The following is a 17,593-nucleotide window of genomic DNA, read 5'->3' as shown; positions in this document are numbered from 1 at the left end:
CGTAAGTACGTTGCCCATGTAAAATGGCGACCGGACGCACCGCGCGCCGCAGCCTACATAGTAAAGGTATTGCCCATGTTCAACAATCCCATTCTACATCCGTTTTTTGCCGCGTTGGCGATCGTCGTGCCAATTGTTGGCGAAGCGGCCACGACTGCGGAGCAGACTGTGGCGCTGGTGGAACAAACCGCGCGCGAGGCCCTGTTGCGCCAGGCCGAGGGCAATGGCCTGGCCGAGCCGCAGTTCGAGCTGGCGGCGGTGCGCACCAGCCGCGTGCTGCCCGCTTGCGCGGCGGCGGCGCCGGTGGCGGTGGGCGTGCTGGACGCGCGGCAGGTGACGCGCATGCGCCTGGTGGCCAGCTGCCCGGGCGAGGGCGGCTGGAAATACGAGTTCGTGGTGCGCGCCAAGGTGACCGCGCGGGTGGCCGTGATGGCGGCCGACGTGGCCAGCGGCCGGACGGTGGAAGCGGCCGACGTGGCGCTGGAGCGGCGCGACGTGAGCCTGGTGGCGGACGTGGTGTCCGACCTGGCGCTGCTGGAGGGCATGGCGGCGCGGCGCGCGCTGCGCAGCGGCGAACTGCTGCGCCAGAACATGCTCACGGCCCAGGTGCTGGTCAAGCGCGGCGAGGCGGTGCGCATCGTGGCGCGCAACGAACAGATCGAGGTGAGCATGGCGGGCGAGGCGCTGGACCCGGGCGCGCGCGGCGCGCTGGTACGGGTGCGCAACAGCAATGGCAATGTCATCAAGGCTAGGGTGACAGGGGCTGGAACGGTGGAACCTGCCGATCTGCCGGTGTCCATTCAGTCGCCCAAATGATTTTTCATCTGTTGGACTTTGCCGGCTAGCTTGCTGAGCTTGTCGGCATAGGCCGGGTCGGTGGCGTAGCCGCCGCGCGCCAGCCCGCTGGCGAAGGCGCGCGCGTCGTTGCCGGTGTTGAGCGCCTGCTGGTAGCGGGGATTGTCGATCAGCAAATTGGCATAATCGTGGAACGCCGCCGCCTGGTCGGGATAGCTGCGGAAGCGCTCGACTTTCTTCAGCGCCACGCCTTGTTCATACTCGGTGGTGGTGGCGGCCGCGACTGCGCCCTGCCACTGGCCGCCGGCCTTGATGCCGAACAGGTTGTTGCTGTTGCCCACTGGGCGCTGGCCCCAGCCCGATTCCAGTGCCGCGTGCGCGGACACCAGCGCCGGCGCCACGCCCAGGCGCTTGGCGGCGTCGGCCGCCCAGGGTTCGATGGTGGCCAGGAATTCCTGCTGTTCGGCGGTGGTGGTGCCGTCGCTATTGGCCGGGCCGTCGATCACGCCGGCGGCGCGCGCGCGCAGTGCCGCAGCGGCCGTGCCCAGCGCCTGCGAGGGCAGGGCGTCGCCGCTGCCGGCGCCATCGCCCCAGCCGCTGTTGATCAGGGCCGTCACGTCGCCCTGCACCTGGCGGAAGGCGGCGCCGAAGCCGCCCGCCGCGCCCGCGCCTGTGCTGGAAGCGAAGCCGGCCGTGGCCAGGCCTGCGGCGGGCCGCATATTGCTAGTGGTGGCGGTCGTGGCGGCGGTGGCCGCGGTAGCCATGGTGGCTTGCGTGGGGCGCAGCAGGTCAGGCCGGCTCATAAATCTGGTCCTCGCCGTGCAGCACGCGCTGCATGATGGTGTATTGTTCAACCAGCAAGTCGCTATTGCGCTTGCTCAGGCGTTTGCATTCCAGCACGCGCAGCTCCAGCGCCTGCCATTGCTGCTGCAGGCGTTCGCGCGGTTCCGGTTTGAGCAGGGCAAACACTTGCGCCATGGCGGGCGCTGGGCCCAGCAGGTGTACGGCGCAGGCGACACGCTGCGCGCGCCGCGTTTCCATGGCGTCCACCAGCACCGACACGGCCTCGGCGACCTGCTCCAGGCGGGCGCGCTGATGGCGCAGCGCCGCATCGAATTGCTGTTCCAGCAAGTCCTGCAGCTCGGCGTAGGCTGCCATGTCGGCGCTGATGCCTTCCAACAACAACTGCATGGCGTGCTGGCGCGAGCCGGGCTGCGGCTGCGCCTGGGCTGGCGCAGCCGCAGGCGGCGCCGATACGGCCGATGTCACTTGTCGCTCCCGTGGAAACGCTGGATCAGGCCGGCCAGTTTGTCCGGGTCGAACGGCAGCTCGCCCTTGGCCAGCGCGTCGCGCAGCATGGCCACGCGCTCGTAGTCCACCTCCGGCATGTCCTTGAGCGCGGCCAGGGCCGGCTGCAGCACGGCCGATTGCAATTCTGGGGTGGCCGGCGCCGCGGCGGGCGCGTGCGCGCCGTCCGCCGGCGCACTGTCGGCGACCCGCTGGACGGCCAGGCCGTCCACGCTGCCAGTCGAAATTCTCATACGTTGACCTCTGGTCTTGGAAGTGTGCATAGTAACCCGCCTTACGCCCGCGCGCGAAGTAAAAGTTCAGTTGCCATTGCGCCCGGTCCCGTACTTGCCTTCCGGCCCCAGCTTGTTGCGCAGCTTCTGCAGCGACTCGGCGTCCGGCAGCGCGGTGTCGATTTCCCCGCCCAGTGCGTTCTTGCTGCCGGGCATGCCGAACATGCCGGACACCGCCTTGGCCTGGGCTGTGGTCAGTATCAGCAGCTCGATGCGGCGGTTCACGCCGGCGTCCACCTTGCCGGTATCGATCGGGGCGCGGTCCGCCATGCCTACCACCTGCAGCACGCTGTCCTTGCGCATGCCGCCCGAGAGCAGCATGGAGCGCGCCGCCATGGCGCGGTTGGACGACAGGGTCCAGTTCGAGTAAGCAAAATAGCCGGTGTCGGAGTACTGGGTGGCGTCGGTATGGCCGACCACCAGCATCTGGTTTTCCATGCGCTCGAACAGCGGACCCATGCTGCGCAGCAGGGCGCGGAAGCGGTCGGTCGGCACGGCCGAGCCGCGCACGAACATGCCTTGTTTGTCGGTATCGTGCAACATCACGCGCAAGCCGTAGGGCGTGATCACCGATTCCAGGTTGGCCGCCAGGCCGGTTTCCGCGCTCAGCTTGGCCAGCGCCTTGGCCAGCTTGTGCAGCTCGCCCGGTGTTTCATAGCTGACCTTGTCCTGCACTTCGGACGCGCTCTCGCCGCTGGCCAGGGCCTGGCCGGGCGAATCATTCTTGCCGCTGCGCGGCATGGGGAAGCGCTCGATCAGGCTGCCGCGCGGGCCGCCCACCTGCTCGGGCATGACGCCCTTGCCCTGGTCGGTCTTGTTGCCATCCTGCTCAGTAAGGATGTGCTGCAGGCTTTCGGTGTTGCGCGCCGCCATCAGCCACAGCACCAGGAACAAGCACATCAGCGCCAGGCAGAAGTCCGCGAAGGCGACCTTCCAGGCGCCGCCGTGGTCGTCGTGCGCGTGCTTGCCGCCGCCGCGCTTGACGATGGTTTCCTCATGTTTCTCATGCGGCTTTAGCACGGCCACCTCCACGGCGCGATCCGGATTCAGGCTCGCTGTCGCGGCCTTCCAGCTCGTTGATCCAGCGTTCCAGCTGGGCGAAGCTCGGCTTGACGTTCAGCGCCACCAGGCGGCGCCCGGCGTCGATCGCCAGCAGCGGCGGCTTGCCGGCCACGTGGGTCACCAGCACCACCTTCACGCATTCCTTGTTCGAGCCTTCCTGGTTGACCAGCTGCTTCATCACGTTGGCGATCGGGTCGAGCAGGCCGTAGCACAGGAAAATGCCGATGAAGGTACCCACCATGGCCGCGCCCACGTGCTCGGCGATTTCGCCCGAGGTGGCGCCTTCGGACACGGTGTTCATGGTGATCACGATGCCCAGCACGGCGGCCAGGATACCGAAGCCCGGCATGGCTTCGCCGATCTTGCCGATCGACTTGGCCGGCTGGTTCAGTTCCTCGTGGATGGCTTCCAGTTCCTGCTCCAGCACGCCTTCCAGCTCGTGCGCGTTGATCTTGCCCATGGCCATCAGGCGGAAGTTGTCGACAATGAAAGCGAGCAGCTTGGGCTCTTCCAGCACCAGCGGGTAGCGCTGGAACAGCGGGCTGTCCTTGGGCGCCTCGACGTGGGCGTCAAGCGCCTTCAGGCCGCCGGCGGCCAGCTGCAGCAGTTCATACATGAGCAGCAGCAACTGGCGCTGGAATTCCGAGTCGTATTTCTTGCGCGTGATGATTTTCTTGAGCTGGGTGCCCATTTCCTTCAGCACGTGGGTCGGGTTGCCGATCACCAGCGCGCCCAGGCCGGCGCCGGCAATGACGAACAATTCGATCGGCTGCCAGATCTGGTGGAACACGCCCCCCATCATGAAGAAGCCGCCGAACACACTGCCCAGGACGATCAAGATACCGATTATTTGCTGCATGATGGTGCGCCTTTCTGCGTCATTGTCTTATCAGGCGCTTTGCAGCACCGCTTTCATTTTGTTCAGGGCTGCCTTGTTGAGCTGGCAGACGCGGGCGTCGGTCAGGTCCAGCACGGCGGCGATTTCCTTGTAGCTCAGCTCGAACTCGTAGTACATCTGCACCACGCGCTGCTCGCGCTCGTCCAGGCCGCCCAGCGCCTGCGCCAGCGAGCGGCGCACCATGAGCTGGTCTTCCGGGCTGGGCGCCACGTCGCTGCCGGAGCTGACGGTGTCTTGCAGCACTTCATCGAAGCTGGCCATCAGTTCGGCGCTTTCGTCGAGCTGGTAAGCCTGGTAGGCCTCGGCAGTGATGCCCAGGCCGCTGATGATTTCGCGCTCGTCCGGCTCGCGCCCCAGCTTGCGGGTCAGCTCGCGCACCGCGTCGCGCAGCTTGTGGCTGTGCTGGCGCACTGCGCGCGGGCGCCAGTCCTGGCGGCGCAGTTCGTCCAGGATGGCGCCGCGGATGCGCAGGCTGGCGTAGCTGCCGAAGGCGGCGTCGGGCACGCCGTAGCGGCGCAGCGCCTCAAGCAGGCCCATCAGGCCGATCTGCTCCATGTCGTCGCGGTCGATGGCGCCGGCAATCTGCGAATTGAGCTGGCGCACGATACGCTTGACCAGCGGCGCGTACGACAGCAGGTGTTTCTGCTCGTCGGCCACGCTGTGCGCGCCCGGCGCGCTGCCGGCCGCGCCGTAATTGTCGGCGTAGCTGTCCGCGTAGTGCTCTGTATATGCCATGCCCGCCCCACTCATGTCCACGATTTACTCCAGGATCAGTTTTCCGATCATGACTTCCGAGAAGGGGCGTTCCCGCTTGTCCTTCGCATAAGTCTCGTCGAAAGCCTTGTTCAGTTCGTCGGCGAACTGGTCGATCGACATGGTGGCCGCCTTCGACATCGGCAGCCCCGACAGTGCCTTCACGGCCACGCTGCGCAGCAGCGGCAAGTGTTCCTTGCATTCCTTTTCCTGCTTGGCCGTGGTGGCCACCACCAGGTCGGCCGACAAGTAATGGGTAACGGCTTCGCCTTCGCCGCGCTTGAGCATGACGATCACTTTTTCCACGGTGATGTACTTGGGCGGCTCGGTTTCCGCCTTCGGTTCCTCGTGCTTGACGGCCTTGCCTTCGGCGCCGGTGGCGGCCGCTTGCTTGCCCATGTACCATACCGCGCCGCCGGCCACGCCGCCGCCCAGCAACAGTACGCCCACCATGGCGATCACCAATTTCTTATTCATCTAGTACTTACTCCCGTTCGGTCGTCATGGCAAAGGTGGCGGCGGCCTGCTCGTCGTCGCCCAGGGCGCGGCCCGGGGCGCGCTGCTGCTGTTCCTGGCCCTGCTGGCGGCCGGAGCCGCCGTCGGCCAGCGAGGGGTTGCCGCCGCGCGGCGAGGCCGACACGGTGACCGCCACGTCGCCCAGGCTGCGCTGCGACAGGTCCTGGCGCACGCTGTCGCCGATATTGTTGAGCTGGCGCAGCACTTCGCTGTTGCTGGCCGACAGGTTCACCTGCAGCGCGCCGGCGCTGTGGCGGATGGAAATCTCGACCGTGCCCATATTGGGCGGTTCCAGGCGGATCATGGCGTGGTCGTTATTGCGCTGCAGGCTGAGCTGGAGGCGGTCGCCCAGGGCGTCGCGCAGCGGCTGCTGCCATTGTTCGGGCGTGCCGGCCAGGCGCACGGCGTCGCCGCCCGCTGCCGGGGCAGGCTGGGCGGCCGGGGCCGCTGCGGCGTTCAGGTTCAGCTGGTTGACCGCGCTGTAGCTGGCGCTGTCGCCGCCGTTCGCGGCCGAGGCGGCGAGGGCGGCAGCCGGTGCGGCGCCGGCCGCCAGGGCCGCGCCGCTGATGGTGCCCAGTTCGGCGCGCTGGCCGCCGGCGTGGCGCTGGCCTTGCAGCAACTGGTCGGCTGCCTGCTGCAGGGCGCTCGGCACGGCAGGCTGCGGCGCGCTGCCGGCTACGGGGGCGGGCGCACTGGTGGGGGCGGCCGCTGCAGCGTAGGCTGCGCGTTCTTCGCGCGCGGCTTGCTGGGCTGCCATCTGCACGGCGGCGGCAGGGGCTGCGGTCGGCGCGGCAGTGGCTGCGGCGCCGTAGGCAGCCTGGCCGGCTGTAACTTGACGGGCGGACGCGGCGGCGGCTTCTGCGGCATAGGTAGCGGCGGTGGCCGGGCTACCCGGGGCTGCGGGGGCGGCGCTCGGCGCGGCGGTGCTCGCCTGCGGTGCGCCGTTTTGCAAGCTGGCCGGCAGCCCGGCGTGCAGGCCGGCCTGCACGCCGTTGGGCGCGGCGGCAGTGCCGGCGGTGCCGTATGCACCATACGCACCATTCGCACCATAGGCGCCATAGGCCGGGGCCATGGCGGCGCCACCCAGCGCGGCCACGCCGGTGCTGCCGGCAGGGGCGGCGCCGGCAGCGGCGGGTGCTGAGGCGGGCGCGGCAGCCGGCGCGGCGGTTGGCAGCAGCAGGGCCAGCAGCGGATTGGCGGCGCTGGCGGCGCCGGCGTCGAGGGCAGCGTCCGGGCCGGCTTCGCCGTCCCTGGTCAGGTCATCGGCGCCGGCGTCCATGGCCGTGGCCGGCTCGGCCTGGCCGAACAGCTGGGCGAACAGCGGCAGCGCGGCAGCCGGGGCGCCGGGCGTGGCGGCAGCCGATGGGGCACCGTCAAGCAAGGGGCCGGGCGTGGACGCGGCGGGCGCGGAAGAGGAAATCATCGTCATGCAGTAGTTCCGGTGTCGGCAGCTTCGCTGCGGTTGCGTATCGGGTCGGGGGCGGCGACGGGGCCGGCGGAAACGGCCTGTGCCCCGGTATCGTTGTCGGCGCTGGTCATGGCATAGGCCATCCAGCCTTCTTTGCGGGATTGCAGTTCGCTCAGCTTGGCGGCCAGGTCGTCGCTGGCCAGCTTGGCGCAATGCTCGGCCTGGCGGTGCAGCTGGCGCAGCGCGGCCAGCGCCGCGCGCTCGGCCGGGCTCCACGGGCCTTGCGCCGCCAGGGTGGGCAGCGCGGCAGCCATCAGGGTGTTGATCGCCGACAGCGCCGTCCAGTCCGAAGCGGCGGTGGCAGCGCTCATTTTCTGCGCCATCTGCAGCAGGTGCTGTTGCCTATCCATTCTTGGCCTGCACGCCGAGCCAGCCTTGCTTGATGGTGGTCAGCAAGCCGACCACCTCGTCCAGGATGGCGGGGTCCATGTCCACGCCGGCGCGGTACAGGCGCGCCACGCAATAGTCATACAGGCGGCCCAGGTTGGCCACGACTTCCCCGCCCTGGTCGTAGTCGAGCGAGCTCGACAAGCCGTTGATGATCTCGGTGCACTTGTTCAGGCTGGCGGCCTTGAGCTCGTAGCGCTTGCCCACCACGTGGCCGCGCGCGCGCGCCAGCTCCTCCAGCAAGCCGTCGGTCAGCACCAGCACCAGCTCGATCGGCGAGGCGCGCGCCGTCTGCGCGTCCAGATTGACGGAGTGATAACTGCTATAGGCTTCCTGGTTCATCATGATCTCGGAGTGGGTTACGTGCGGGTTACGCGTCTTTGCTGTTGCTGAACAGGGCGTCGAACATGCTGGTGTTCTGCGCCATCTGGTCGCGCAGCTGCTGCAGGGTGGTGAACTGCTGCAGGTAGCGCTTGTAGGAATTGTTGAACAGGTTGTCCAGCGCGCTCTGGCGGTCGACCAGCGAGGTTTGCAGGCGCTCGTTGGCTTCGCGGCGCACGCCGATGAAACCGTCCACGCTGTTGGTCCAGGTCTTGAGCAGCTTGTCCAGCCCGCCCAGCAGCGCGGACGTGTCGTTCAGGCTGGCGGTGCCGAAAATCTTGTCCAGCGTATCCGGACTGGTGGCGATGCCCTTGGCCAGGCGGTCGGCGTTGACCGCCAGGGTGCCGTCGCGCTGGGCGGTAATGCCGAACACCGGCAGGCTGACGCCGGCCGTTTCCTTGCGCAGCAGGTCCTGCATGCGGCTGCGCAGCGCTTTCAGGCCGGCATCGTTGGCAAACGGGCCGGGCGCCTTGTTGTTGGGCGTGTCGCCCACAAAGGTTAGTTCGTCGAGCACCTTGGTCAGCTGGTTGTAGGCATCGACGAAGGCTTGCACATTGGCTTTGGTGCCGGCGTTGTCGGCCTTGACCGTCAGGGTCACCGGCGCGTCGCCCACGCCCTGGGCCTTGGTGAAGGTCATCTTGACGTCGTTGACCACGGCGAAGGTGTTGGAGGCCTGCTGCATGCGGTTGGGGCTGGCGGGGTTGCCGTCCGGCGCGCCCAGCCACACCACGGCGTCCTGCGCCGTCACCAGCTGGGTTTGCGTGCCGGCGTTTTGCAGCTGGGCCTTGAGCGAGGCGCTGGTCACGCCGCTGGCGTCGATGGTGGCGGCATTGTCCACGCCGGTGCCGTTCGAGGTCAGCACCAGGGTGGTGGAGCCGTTGACCGTCATGGTGGAGGCGGTGACGGTGGAATTGTTGTCCGCCGCCAGGTTAATGGCGGTGGCCACTTCCTGCGCCGTCAGATTGCCGTCCAGGTTCTTGTCGGCGTTGACCAGGTTGACGTTGAAATTGGTGCCGTCGGCCAGCACCACGTTCAGGCTGCCGCTGCCGGCCGCTGCCGTGTCGGTGATGCCGCCGTAGGCGATCTGGCCGGCCGTGGCCAGCTGTTCGACGTAGAAGTTGTAGGTACCGGCAACGGCGGCCGGGCCGGCCGTGGCGGTGCCGAGGTCGCTGCTGAAGGTGGCCGCATTGGCCAGCACGCTTTTCTTGGTGGTCATGGCCAGCATGGCGCTGCTGAAGGTGCTCATCGCCGAGCTCAGCTTGCTGATGCCGCTGGCGCCGCTGCTGGCAGCCTTGGTCTTGTCGTCCAGCAGGGCTTGCGAGGCTTCCGTGTAACGGGTCGCCAGCTGCGTTGCCATATACGCCGGGTAGTCGGGGCTGCTGCTGCCGGGGACTGAGGTGGTGGCCATGATGTGTGCTCCAGGGAAATTATAGAGGGAAGTGTACAGTGCTAACAGGCGACCGAAAATGTTTCCCTATGAAATTTTTGTGGATTAACCCGGTTTTTGACTGCGCAACCACAGTTGCGTTGCCAGTTCGTCATGCTGCTTGCGTTCCTTGGCCTGTTCCTGGTGCACTTCAGCCAACTGTTTCTTCTGCAGCACCTGGTCCAGCACTTCGCGCTTGACGTAGGCGGCGGTGAGGGCGCGCTGCGACACGGCCATGTCGGCCTCGTGCATGGACAGGTCGAGCCGGTGGCTGTCGGCCATCTGCATCACGGCCTGCTTGTAGTCGCCGCAGTTGGAAGCCAGCGCCATCGGCAGCTTGCCGCTGGCGCCGCTGTTCTGGTACAAGCCGGTCAGGCGCTCCAGGTTTTTCTGGTAGCGCTCGCGCACGCTTTCCTTGGCGGCCATCTCGGTCTGCAGCCGCGTCACTTCGTTGCTGCGCAGGTCCACCAGCGTGGACAGGTTGCGCACCATGTGGGACGGATTTTTCGTTTTCATCATGCCATCAGCCTTTCAAGGGTTGCCACGCACGCGGGGTAGGGCGCCGCTTCCTTGGTGCCCTGGCACAGGAATTCTTCGACATGGGGATGCAGGTTCACCGCCTTGTCGGTGACCGGGTCGGCACCGGGCACGTAAGCGCCCAGCGGGATCAGGTCGCGCACCCGGTCGTGGCGCGCCATGGAGGCCTTGAGCGCGCGCGCGGCCAGCACGTGTTCCTTGCTGATGACCTGGTTCATGCAGCGGCTGATCGAGGCGCCGATGTTGATGGCCGGATAATGGCCGCGCTCGGCCAGCTCGCGCGTGAGCACGATGTGGCCGTCCAGGATGGCGCGCGCGGTGTCGACCACCGGATCCTGCTGGTCGTCGCCCTCGGCCAGCACGGTGTAGATGGCGCTCATGCTGCCGATCGGATTCTCGCCGTTGCCGGCCGATTCCACCAGCTGCGGCAGGTTGGAGAACACCGACGGCGGATAGCCCTTGGTGGCCGGCGGTTCGCCCAGCGCCAGGGCCTGCTCGCGCAGCGCCATGGCGTAGCGGGTCAGCGAATCGACCAGCAGCAGCACGTTCTTGCCCTGGTCGCGGTAGTGCGCCGCGATTGAATGGCACAGTTCGGTGGCCATGATGCGCATCAGCGGCGACTCGTCGGCCGGTGCAATCACCAGCACGGCCTTGCGCAAGCCCTCCGGGCCCAGCGACATGTCGACAAATTCGCGCACCTCGCGCGAGCGCTCGCCGATCAGTCCCACCACCACCACGTCGGCCACGGTCTGGCGCGTGAGCATGCCCAGCAGCACGGACTTGCCGACGCCGGAGCCGGCCATCAGGCCGACGCGCTGGCCCTTGCCCAGGGTGAGCATGGAATTGATGGCGCGCACGCCCACGTCCAGCGGTTCGGTGACGGGCTTCTTGCGCAGCGGATGCACGCGCGGCGGCGTGTAGTCGAGCGGGAAATCGCCGCCCAGCTTGCCCAGTCCGTCGATCGGCTCGCCCAGCCCGTTGACCATGCGGCCCAGCCAGCCGGGGCCGATGGTCAGGCTGACTTTTTCCGGCGAGGGCATCACGCGCGCGCCGGTGGTCAGGCCGATGGCCTTCTTGAACGGCATCAGGTACGACAGCTTGTCGCGGAAACCGACCACCTGGGCGTCCAGCCATTCGCCGCTGACCGTTTCGATCTGGCAACGCTGGCCCGTGTGCAAGGGGCAGCCCATGGCTTCGAGCAGCAGGCCGGACGCGCCCACCAGGCGCCCGGTCGGGGTGGCCATGGGGACTGCGTCCAGCTCCAGCTTGCGCAAGGCATCAGCTATCATTCTTCGCTCTCGGACTCGTCGCCGCTATCAGCGGCCTGCAGTTGATTATCGACCTGTTCCATGACGGCAGCAAGACGTTGATGGCAGCCGGCATCGACTTCGTTGTCGCCGGCGCGGATGCGGCACTCGCCGATGTCCAGGCGCGGGTCGGGGATCAGGTTCCAGCGCTTGGTGCGCTTCGGATCGAGGTCGGCGATGCGCTTGAGTTCTTCCGGGTTCAGGTAGACGTCGATGTCTTCGCGGGTCGGCGGCATCGAGGCCAGGGTCTCGTCGACCAGGGCCATGATCTGCACCGGCTGCAGCGCCAGCTCGGCGCGGATCACCGAGCGCGCCACCTTGGCCACCAGGTCCACCACTTCCTTGCGCTGCGCCGCGCGGTAGTCGGCGCGCAGTTTTTTCAGGCCCTTGAGCATGGCTTCCACCGGGCGCGCCATGGTGTCGAAGCCGACCAGGGTTTCATTGCGGCCTTCCTCGCGGCCCTGCTCGAAGCCGGCGTTGCGGCCGGCCTCGAAGCCGTCCTCCTGGCCGCGCTGCAGGCCGATCTCGTAGCCGTCGCGCTGGCCCTGTTCAAAGCCCTCGCTGACCGAGGCTTGCCACTGGGCGCTGTCGGTGGCCATGCCGGTGCCGCCGTTGCGGGTGGGCGGCGGCGCGAACTGCGACAGGGGCGGGAAGCGGTAGGGACGGAACTGCTTCATTATTCCACCACCGTTTCGGCAAACAGCTGCACTTCGACTTCGCCGGCATCGGCCAGCGCCTTGACGGTGGCCATGATTTCCTGGCGGGTCTGCTCGATGCGCGACATCGGCACCGGACCGGCGCGGCGCATCATGTCCTCGAAGGCTTGCGCCTGGCGTTTCGGCATGGTCTTCAGGATGGCATCGCGGATGGCCAGCTCGGCGCCCTTGAGCGCAATGGCCCACTGCTCCAGCGGCACTTCCTCGATCAGGCGCGACAGGGTCGCTTCGGTCTGGGTCGACAGGATCAGGAAGTCGTACATCGACAGTTCGATCTGGTTCACCACTTCCGGGTCGTGCGCGCGCAGCAGTTCGACGATCTGGGCCCGGTTGCCGGGCAGGCGGTTGAGGATCTCGGCGGTCTGGCGGATCCCTTCCACGCTGGTGCTTTGCGAGTCGAAGTTGCCCAGGCAGCGGTCCACCAGCTCGTCCAGCTCCTGCAGCAGGTCGCGGTCGATCTCGTCCAGGCGCGCCAGGTTCAGCAGCACCAGGTCGCGCCCTTCCAGCGGCAGCGCGTCGATGATCTGGCCGGCCAGCGCGGGCGGCAGGAAGGCCAGGAACACGGCCTGCATCTGCACGTGCTCGTTGGCGATGTACTCGGCCAGCCACTTCGGCGAGGCCCACTGCAGGCGCGCCATTTTCGGGCGCAGCTCGTCGCCGTAGATATTGTTGAGCACGGTGTTCGCGATATCGTTGCCCAGCGCCAGGTCCAGCGAGCGCTTCAGGTAGGCGCGCGAGGCGCCGTGCACGCCGGACTGTTCGCGGTAATCGTCGAAGAAGGACTGCATGGCGGTCTTCACGGCTTCCACCTTGATGCCGCTCATGCGCGACATCACTTGCGTCACTTCCAGCAGCTCCTCGCGCGACAGGCAGCGCAGCACGGCGGCAGCCGGCTCCTCGCCTATGCTCAGCAGCACGATGGCGGCCTGTTCGACCGGGGTCAGGCCCGCAGTATCGGGCAGTTCGTTATTGAGTTCGGCCATTTTTCTGCATCCATTGTTTGACGACTTCGGCTACGCGTTCCGGCTCTTTTTCCGCCAGGATCTTCAGGTGGTCCACCATCACGTCGACCGAGGAACCGGTCGGCGGCAGGTCGTAGTTCTCCAGCAGCGGCACGACCGGCATGCCAGGCTTGGCAGCCTGTTCCGCCTGCTGGTCGGCCTTGCCTTCGTGGCCCGCCTCCGGCGAGCCCAGGGCAGGGGCGCCCGGCGCCGGCTGGGCGCCGGCCTGGCCGCCCACCACGGTGGCTTCGGCGCTGCCGGCGGCGCGCGCTGCGGCGCCGCGGCCCTGCAGGGCCACTGCCTGCGGCTGGGCCGGCGCGAAGCGCGCCGTGACCAGGCGCAGCATGGGGCGCAGCAGCAGGAAGTAGGCCAGGATGGCGCCTACCGCGTAGCTCAGCCAGGAACCGAAGTCGACCACGGTGTCGCGCTCCTGCCACCATGGCGTGACGGCGGCCTTGGCCGGGAAATTCATGGCGGTGACGATCAGGGTGTCGCCGCGCTCGGCGTTGATGCCCAGGCCGTTGCGCAGCACCTTGTCGATATTGGCCAGTTCGGCGGCGGTCCAGCCGGTTTTCGGGAACGGTGCGGCAGCCTGCGCCAGCACCACGGCCACGCTCTGCTTTTCCAGCGTGCCGCGCGCATGCTTGGTTTGCACGATGCTGCGGTCGTAGGCGTACTGGCGGGTGGTGGCGTTCTTCTTGGCGGTGCCGTCCGGCTGCTGGTTGGGGTCGGCCGGATTGGTCTTGGGCGCGTCGGCCGCGGGCGGGCGGTTCGACAGGGTGCCGGGCACGCCCATCACCAGGCGGTTGCGGTCCTGCTCTTCGCGCATGGCTTCGCTGGTCACTTTCGGGGTTTCGCCGTATTTCTCGACCGTTTCCTCGACCTTGTCGTTGTTCACGGCTGCCGTCACGCTGAGGCGGAAGTTGTCTTCGCCGACGATGGGACCCAGCAGGCCGCGGATGTTGTTGCGGATCTCATCCTGCAGGCGCTTGCCGTTTTCATTGGTGGCGGCCGAGGAGTCGAAGCCGTCGGCCAGGTCCACGTGGGACGACAGCAGGTTGCCGGCCTGGTCCACCAGGCTCACGCGCGCCGGGCTCAGGCTGGCCACGCTGCCGGCCACCATGTTGACCACGGCAGCGATGGTTTCCGGCGACAGCTTCTGGCCCGGCTTGGTGGCGATCACCACCGAGGCCGACGACTTGTCGCCGTCGCTGCTGACAAAGGAGGTCGACTTGGCGATCGACAGGTGCACGCGCGCCGAGGCGATCGCGTCCAGCGTCATGATCGATTGCGCCAGTTCGCCTTCCAGGCCGCGCCGGAAGCGCACGTCCTGCACGAACTGCGACACGCCCAGCGGGTCGTTCTTGTCCATCAGTTCCAGGCCGGCCGGCAGCTGGGCCGTCACGCCCTTCGAGGCCAGCAGCATGCGCACCTTGCCCAGCATGGATTCGGGCACCAGCACCTGGCCGCTGTCCGGGTGCACGCGGTAGGGGATGTGTTCGCCGTCCAGCACCGTCATCATGTCGGCCGCCACCACTTTTTCGCGCGCGCCGAAGACCGGCTTGTAGGCCGCTTGGTCCTTCCACAGCACCATCAGCACCAGGGCCGTGACGCCGACCGCGAGTAGCAAGATGGGAGTGAGATTTTTGAGCAAGGCAGGCGGTAGGGCGGGAGTTGCGCCGTCGCCTGAGCGCCAGCGCCCGAAGGCGGACTTGATGGTGTTGATCACTGTGGTCTTTCGCGTGGAAAGGTTAAAGCCGGAACGGGAAACGACGGCCGGCGCGGGCCGGCGTGGGTACGCTGCAGGTCAGCGTGCAGTACTGCGGTAGTCAGGGCCGGCAACCTGGCCGGCAATGCTGCTGCGATCAAAGCGGCAGTTTGATCAGTTCGTCGACGGCGCCCATGACCTTGTTGCGCACTTGCATCAGCATCGAGAAGGACAGGCTGGCTTCCTGGCTGGACAGCATGGCGCCCACCAGGTCGTCGCTGCGGCCGGCGTCCACGTCGGCCATTTTCTGGGCCGCCATGGCGTCGTCATTGTTGACGCGGGTCACCGCGTCGCGCATGGACTGGGAAAACGAGAACGAGGGATTGCCCCCGTGGCCGGCCACGGCGCCGAACTGGGCCGCCGGGGCGATGGCGTTGACCGACAGGTCGGCCGCCGCATTCGTCAGGGATGCCAGATCCGCCTGGATCAGGCTGGCAAATTCATTAGCCATGAAACCTCCACTTAATTGCAACGTTGCTTACACATGGCTACATAGCCCCATGTTGGCCATATCCGGACTGTGCCCGGGGATCACCGCCGGCTGCGACGCGTCTCAAAGCGGACTCAGGGGAATGATACATGCTGGAAATTAGTTCGGCGTATCGGCGTGCATCGAAACAACAAAAAAGCCGTTCCCAAGCCGCCGAGTGGCGCAGGAAAACGACAGAATTTCCTTTTTAATCATGCACTAAGCATCACTTTCGCGGTTTTTTGTTGCGTTGCGGCTGCATCGCCGTCATGCTACGAATAAGCTTACCCGCTGGCAACTTCCCTGTAAAGCCCCTAGAGGGAGAAAACGTTTTATTCGCCCTCTATTGATCCATAGCAATAATAGGGGAATTGTTGTAAGCTTCGGCTCCGCTGCGCGGACAGAACACCCTAGCTTCGCAGGCGCTTTTTAAGCTAGGATATGGCATGCGGTTGTGCAACAATCGGCGTATCGCCAGCGCGCTCACAGCGTACCGACCAGATCACTGAAATGACCATCATAAAACAGACTGAGCAACACCAAGTTCTGGACCCCTGCCTGCTGGGCAGGCCGGTGCACAGGCTGCCGGCCTTTGCCGCCCAGCTCAAGGAAGACCTGGCCCAGGCCATGCGGCTGAATGTGAACCGCCGCTACTGGGGCAGTTTCCAGGTCGACAGTGTGGCGTTTTCGCGCCTGGACGGCGAAGAAACCGCGCTGCGCTGGACCAATTTCTCGGCCCCTGCCGGGCAGATCGCGTTCTCGCTGGAGCGCAAGGTGCTGCTGGCGGTGCTGAACTACCGCTACGGCCGCGCCAAGAGCAATGCGGCTGCCGACGATACCGCCGTGAAAGTAACCGCCACCGAAGAGCGCCTGGCCGTGGTGCTGGGCCAGCAGCTGGCCGGGACCCTGGCCGGCCGCATCGAATCGAACTTGCCGGCGCCCGCGTTGGCTGCCAAGCCGGGCGAGGACGCGGGCTTCAAGCCGGCCGGCGGCGCGCTGCCGGCCAGGGGCGGCTGGGTGATCGGTGTCACGGTGAGCGACCCCGACAGTGAAGGCGGACAGCCGCTCAGCGGCCGTTTCCTGTTTGCCCTCGACAAGAATCTGATGGCCAGCGTGCTGCGCGGCCTGCAGCCCGAGCGCGACACCGCGCGCCGCGCCGGGCGCAACCAGGCGCCGCTGGGCGCGCGCCTGCAGGTGGGCCTGCAGGGCCGCCTGGTCAGCAAGGAAATGGAACTGGGCAACCTGTTCGACTTGCGCATCGGCGACGTGATCCCGATCAGCATGCACCGGGCAGAAGTCCTGCTCGACGATTCGCGCCTGTTTACGGCCGCCGTGAGCGAGCACAAGGGCAAGCTCTGTTTAACCTCTTTTGAAGATGTCGAATAATCCATGATGAACATTAACGCAAACAGCACCAGCGATGCGCTGCTGGAGGACCTGTCGGAAGAAATGATCATCGACCAGGTCAGCAACGACCTGGCCGACGTGGCGCCGGCCCGCAGCGGCGGCCGCCGCGACCTGCCGCAGATGATGCGCAAGATTCCCGTCACGCTGACCCTGGAAGTGGGCTCGGCGCGCATTTCGCTGCAAGACCTGATGGCCATCGGCCCGGACAGCGTGGTGGAGCTGGACGTGCTGGCCGGCGAACCGCTGATCATCAAGGTCAACGGCACCGCCATCGGCCGCGCCGAAGTGGTGGTGGCGGGCGAAAACTATGGTTTGAAGGTGATCGACCTGGACGGCTTGAACCTCGACATGATGACGCCATGACCCTGGCTGCCCGCAGGACGCTCGCTGCCGCCGGCGCGGCGGCCCTGTTCCTGTGCCTGCTGGCGAGCGCGCCGGCGCACGCGGTCGACCTGCTGGCCGACGTGGTGCCGGGCGCCAAGACGGAACTGACGGTCAAGACCCAGATCCTGATCATCATGACCTTGCTGGGCTTGCTGCCCATCATGGTCATGATGATGACCAGCTTTACCCGCTTCGTGATCGTGCTGTCGCTGCTGCGCCAGGCCCTGGGCCTGCAGCAGGGCTTGCCCAACCGGGTGGTCACCGGCGTGGCCCTGATCCTGACCCTGCTGGTGATGCGGCCGATCGGCGACCAGGTGTGGAAGGATGCCTTCGTGCCCTACGACCAGGACAAGATCGGCCTGCAGGAAGCGCTGCAGATCGCCGAACGCCCGGTGTCGCGCTTCATGCTGGCCCAGACCAGCAAGGCCGCGCTCAAGCAGATCGCCCACCTGGCCGGCGAGGACAACGTGGCCAAGCCGTCCGACCATGCTTTCACCGTGAAGCTGGCCGCCTTCGTGCTGTCCGAATTGAAAACCGCGTTCCAGATCGGCTGCCTGCTGTTCATTCCCTTCCTGATCATCGACCTGGTGGTGTCCTCGGTGCTGATGGCGATGGGCATGATGATGCTCTCGCCGCTGGTCATCTCGCTGCCGTTCAAGCTGCTGCTGTTCGTGCTGGTGGACGGCTGGACCCTGACGGTGAACACGCTCGTGACGAGCATCCAGGCGTATTAGCGCC

Annotated in this window: 21 protein-coding genes; 4 read left to right on the top strand and 17 right to left on the bottom strand. The window is 66.8% G+C overall.

All coding sequences use genetic code 11. The annotated features are described in order from the left end of the window. The first annotated feature begins 126 nt into the window (after positions 1-126). Positions 127-816: a flagellar basal body P-ring formation chaperone FlgA gene (gene flgA / locus ASC94_RS04840; RefSeq protein ID WP_229417163.1), complete on the top strand. Its 690-nt coding sequence runs from the start codon at positions 127-129 to the stop codon at positions 814-816. On the opposite strand, the gene ASC94_RS04835 is transcribed toward flgA, so the two are convergent. From ASC94_RS04835 to ASC94_RS04755, 17 genes are all read right to left on the bottom strand, one after another. Beyond that, positions 801-1,598, bottom strand: coding sequence for a glycoside hydrolase family 73 protein (locus ASC94_RS04835; protein WP_056391449.1), 798 nt, complete (start codon positions 1,596-1,598; stop codon positions 801-803). The two genes, flgA and ASC94_RS04835, sit on opposite strands and share 16 nt — an antisense overlap. Then, positions 1,585-2,064, bottom strand: a complete 480-nt coding sequence (flgN, locus tag ASC94_RS04830) for a flagellar export chaperone FlgN (RefSeq protein ID WP_229417162.1) — start codon at positions 2,062-2,064, stop codon at positions 1,585-1,587. The genes ASC94_RS04835 and flgN overlap by 14 nt, the downstream gene beginning before the upstream one ends. After that, positions 2,061-2,336 carry a flagellar biosynthesis anti-sigma factor FlgM gene (locus ASC94_RS04825; protein WP_056391446.1) on the bottom strand — a complete coding sequence of 92 codons (276 nt, stop codon included), beginning with the start codon at positions 2,334-2,336 and terminating at the stop codon, positions 2,061-2,063. Before ASC94_RS04825 ends, flgN begins: the two co-directional genes overlap by 4 nt. A 66-nt stretch (positions 2,337-2,402) precedes the next feature. Further along, positions 2,403-3,395, bottom strand: coding sequence for a flagellar motor protein MotB (locus ASC94_RS04820; RefSeq protein WP_056392154.1), 993 nt, complete (start codon positions 3,393-3,395; stop codon positions 2,403-2,405). Then, a complete protein-coding gene (gene motA / locus ASC94_RS04815) occupies positions 3,379-4,296 on the bottom strand; it encodes a flagellar motor stator protein MotA (protein WP_056391444.1) in 918 nt (305 codons plus the stop codon). The genes ASC94_RS04820 and motA overlap by 17 nt, the downstream gene beginning before the upstream one ends. A gap of 30 nt (positions 4,297-4,326) precedes the next feature. After that, positions 4,327-5,070 (bottom strand): FliA/WhiG family RNA polymerase sigma factor, encoded by a 744-nt coding sequence (locus ASC94_RS04810; RefSeq protein WP_056391442.1) that lies wholly within the window; start codon positions 5,068-5,070, stop codon positions 4,327-4,329. A gap of 24 nt (positions 5,071-5,094) precedes the next feature. After that, positions 5,095-5,565, bottom strand: a complete 471-nt coding sequence (locus tag ASC94_RS04805; RefSeq protein ID WP_056391440.1) for a flagellar basal body-associated FliL family protein — start codon at positions 5,563-5,565, stop codon at positions 5,095-5,097. Between the two features lie 7 nt (positions 5,566-5,572). Beyond that, positions 5,573-7,033, bottom strand: coding sequence for a flagellar hook-length control protein FliK (locus tag ASC94_RS04800; protein ID WP_157201278.1), 1,461 nt, complete (start codon positions 7,031-7,033; stop codon positions 5,573-5,575). Then, positions 7,030-7,422, bottom strand: a complete 393-nt coding sequence (locus ASC94_RS04795) for a hypothetical protein (protein WP_200955548.1) — start codon at positions 7,420-7,422, stop codon at positions 7,030-7,032. Before ASC94_RS04795 ends, ASC94_RS04800 begins: the two co-directional genes overlap by 4 nt. Further along, complete coding sequence (gene fliS / locus ASC94_RS04790; protein ID WP_056391434.1) at positions 7,415-7,804, bottom strand: flagellar export chaperone FliS; 390 nt, start codon at positions 7,802-7,804, stop codon at positions 7,415-7,417. The genes ASC94_RS04795 and fliS overlap by 8 nt, the downstream gene beginning before the upstream one ends. A 25-nt stretch (positions 7,805-7,829) precedes the next feature. Continuing rightward, on the bottom strand, positions 7,830-9,248 hold the full coding sequence (fliD, locus tag ASC94_RS04785) for a flagellar filament capping protein FliD (protein ID WP_056391431.1): 1,419 nt from the start codon (positions 9,246-9,248) through the stop codon (positions 7,830-7,832). A gap of 84 nt (positions 9,249-9,332) precedes the next feature. Next, positions 9,333-9,785, bottom strand: coding sequence for a flagellar export protein FliJ (gene fliJ, locus ASC94_RS04780; RefSeq protein WP_307718829.1), 453 nt, complete (start codon positions 9,783-9,785; stop codon positions 9,333-9,335). Beyond that, complete coding sequence (gene fliI, locus ASC94_RS04775) at positions 9,782-11,092, bottom strand: flagellar protein export ATPase FliI (protein WP_056391427.1); 1,311 nt, start codon at positions 11,090-11,092, stop codon at positions 9,782-9,784. The genes fliJ and fliI overlap by 4 nt, the downstream gene beginning before the upstream one ends. Next, positions 11,089-11,787 carry a flagellar assembly protein FliH gene (gene fliH / locus ASC94_RS04770; RefSeq protein ID WP_056391423.1) on the bottom strand — a complete coding sequence of 233 codons (699 nt, stop codon included), beginning with the start codon at positions 11,785-11,787 and terminating at the stop codon, positions 11,089-11,091. Before fliH ends, fliI begins: the two co-directional genes overlap by 4 nt. Further along, positions 11,787-12,809, bottom strand: coding sequence for a flagellar motor switch protein FliG (locus ASC94_RS04765; protein ID WP_056391420.1), 1,023 nt, complete (start codon positions 12,807-12,809; stop codon positions 11,787-11,789). The genes fliH and ASC94_RS04765 overlap by 1 nt, the downstream gene beginning before the upstream one ends. Then, positions 12,793-14,556 carry a flagellar basal-body MS-ring/collar protein FliF gene (gene fliF / locus ASC94_RS04760; protein ID WP_056391417.1) on the bottom strand — a complete coding sequence of 588 codons (1,764 nt, stop codon included), beginning with the start codon at positions 14,554-14,556 and terminating at the stop codon, positions 12,793-12,795. Before fliF ends, ASC94_RS04765 begins: the two co-directional genes overlap by 17 nt. Before the next feature lie 136 nt (positions 14,557-14,692). Beyond that, on the bottom strand, positions 14,693-15,046 hold the full coding sequence (locus ASC94_RS04755; RefSeq protein WP_056391413.1) for a flagellar hook-basal body complex protein FliE: 354 nt from the start codon (positions 15,044-15,046) through the stop codon (positions 14,693-14,695). Between the two features lie 528 nt (positions 15,047-15,574). Here ASC94_RS04755 and ASC94_RS04750 point away from each other — a divergent pair. From ASC94_RS04750 to fliP, 3 genes are read left to right on the top strand one after another with little or no spacing between them, the layout of a single operon-like run. Further along, a complete protein-coding gene (locus ASC94_RS04750) occupies positions 15,575-16,450 on the top strand; it encodes a FliM/FliN family flagellar motor switch protein (RefSeq protein WP_229417161.1) in 876 nt (291 codons plus the stop codon). Between the two features lie 3 nt (positions 16,451-16,453). Next, on the top strand, positions 16,454-16,834 hold the full coding sequence (locus ASC94_RS04745; protein WP_056391410.1) for a FliM/FliN family flagellar motor switch protein: 381 nt from the start codon (positions 16,454-16,456) through the stop codon (positions 16,832-16,834). Next, positions 16,831-17,589: a flagellar type III secretion system pore protein FliP gene (gene fliP / locus ASC94_RS04740; RefSeq protein WP_056391407.1), complete on the top strand. Its 759-nt coding sequence runs from the start codon at positions 16,831-16,833 to the stop codon at positions 17,587-17,589. The genes ASC94_RS04745 and fliP overlap by 4 nt, the downstream gene beginning before the upstream one ends. Positions 17,590-17,593: the final 4 nt, after the last annotated feature.

Source organism: Massilia sp. Root418, assembly GCF_001425265.1.
Classification (GTDB): domain Bacteria; phylum Pseudomonadota; class Gammaproteobacteria; order Burkholderiales; family Burkholderiaceae_D; genus Rugamonas.
The sequence above is the reverse complement of the archived record's forward strand: the minus strand, read 5'-3'. Positions and strand labels throughout refer to the sequence as shown.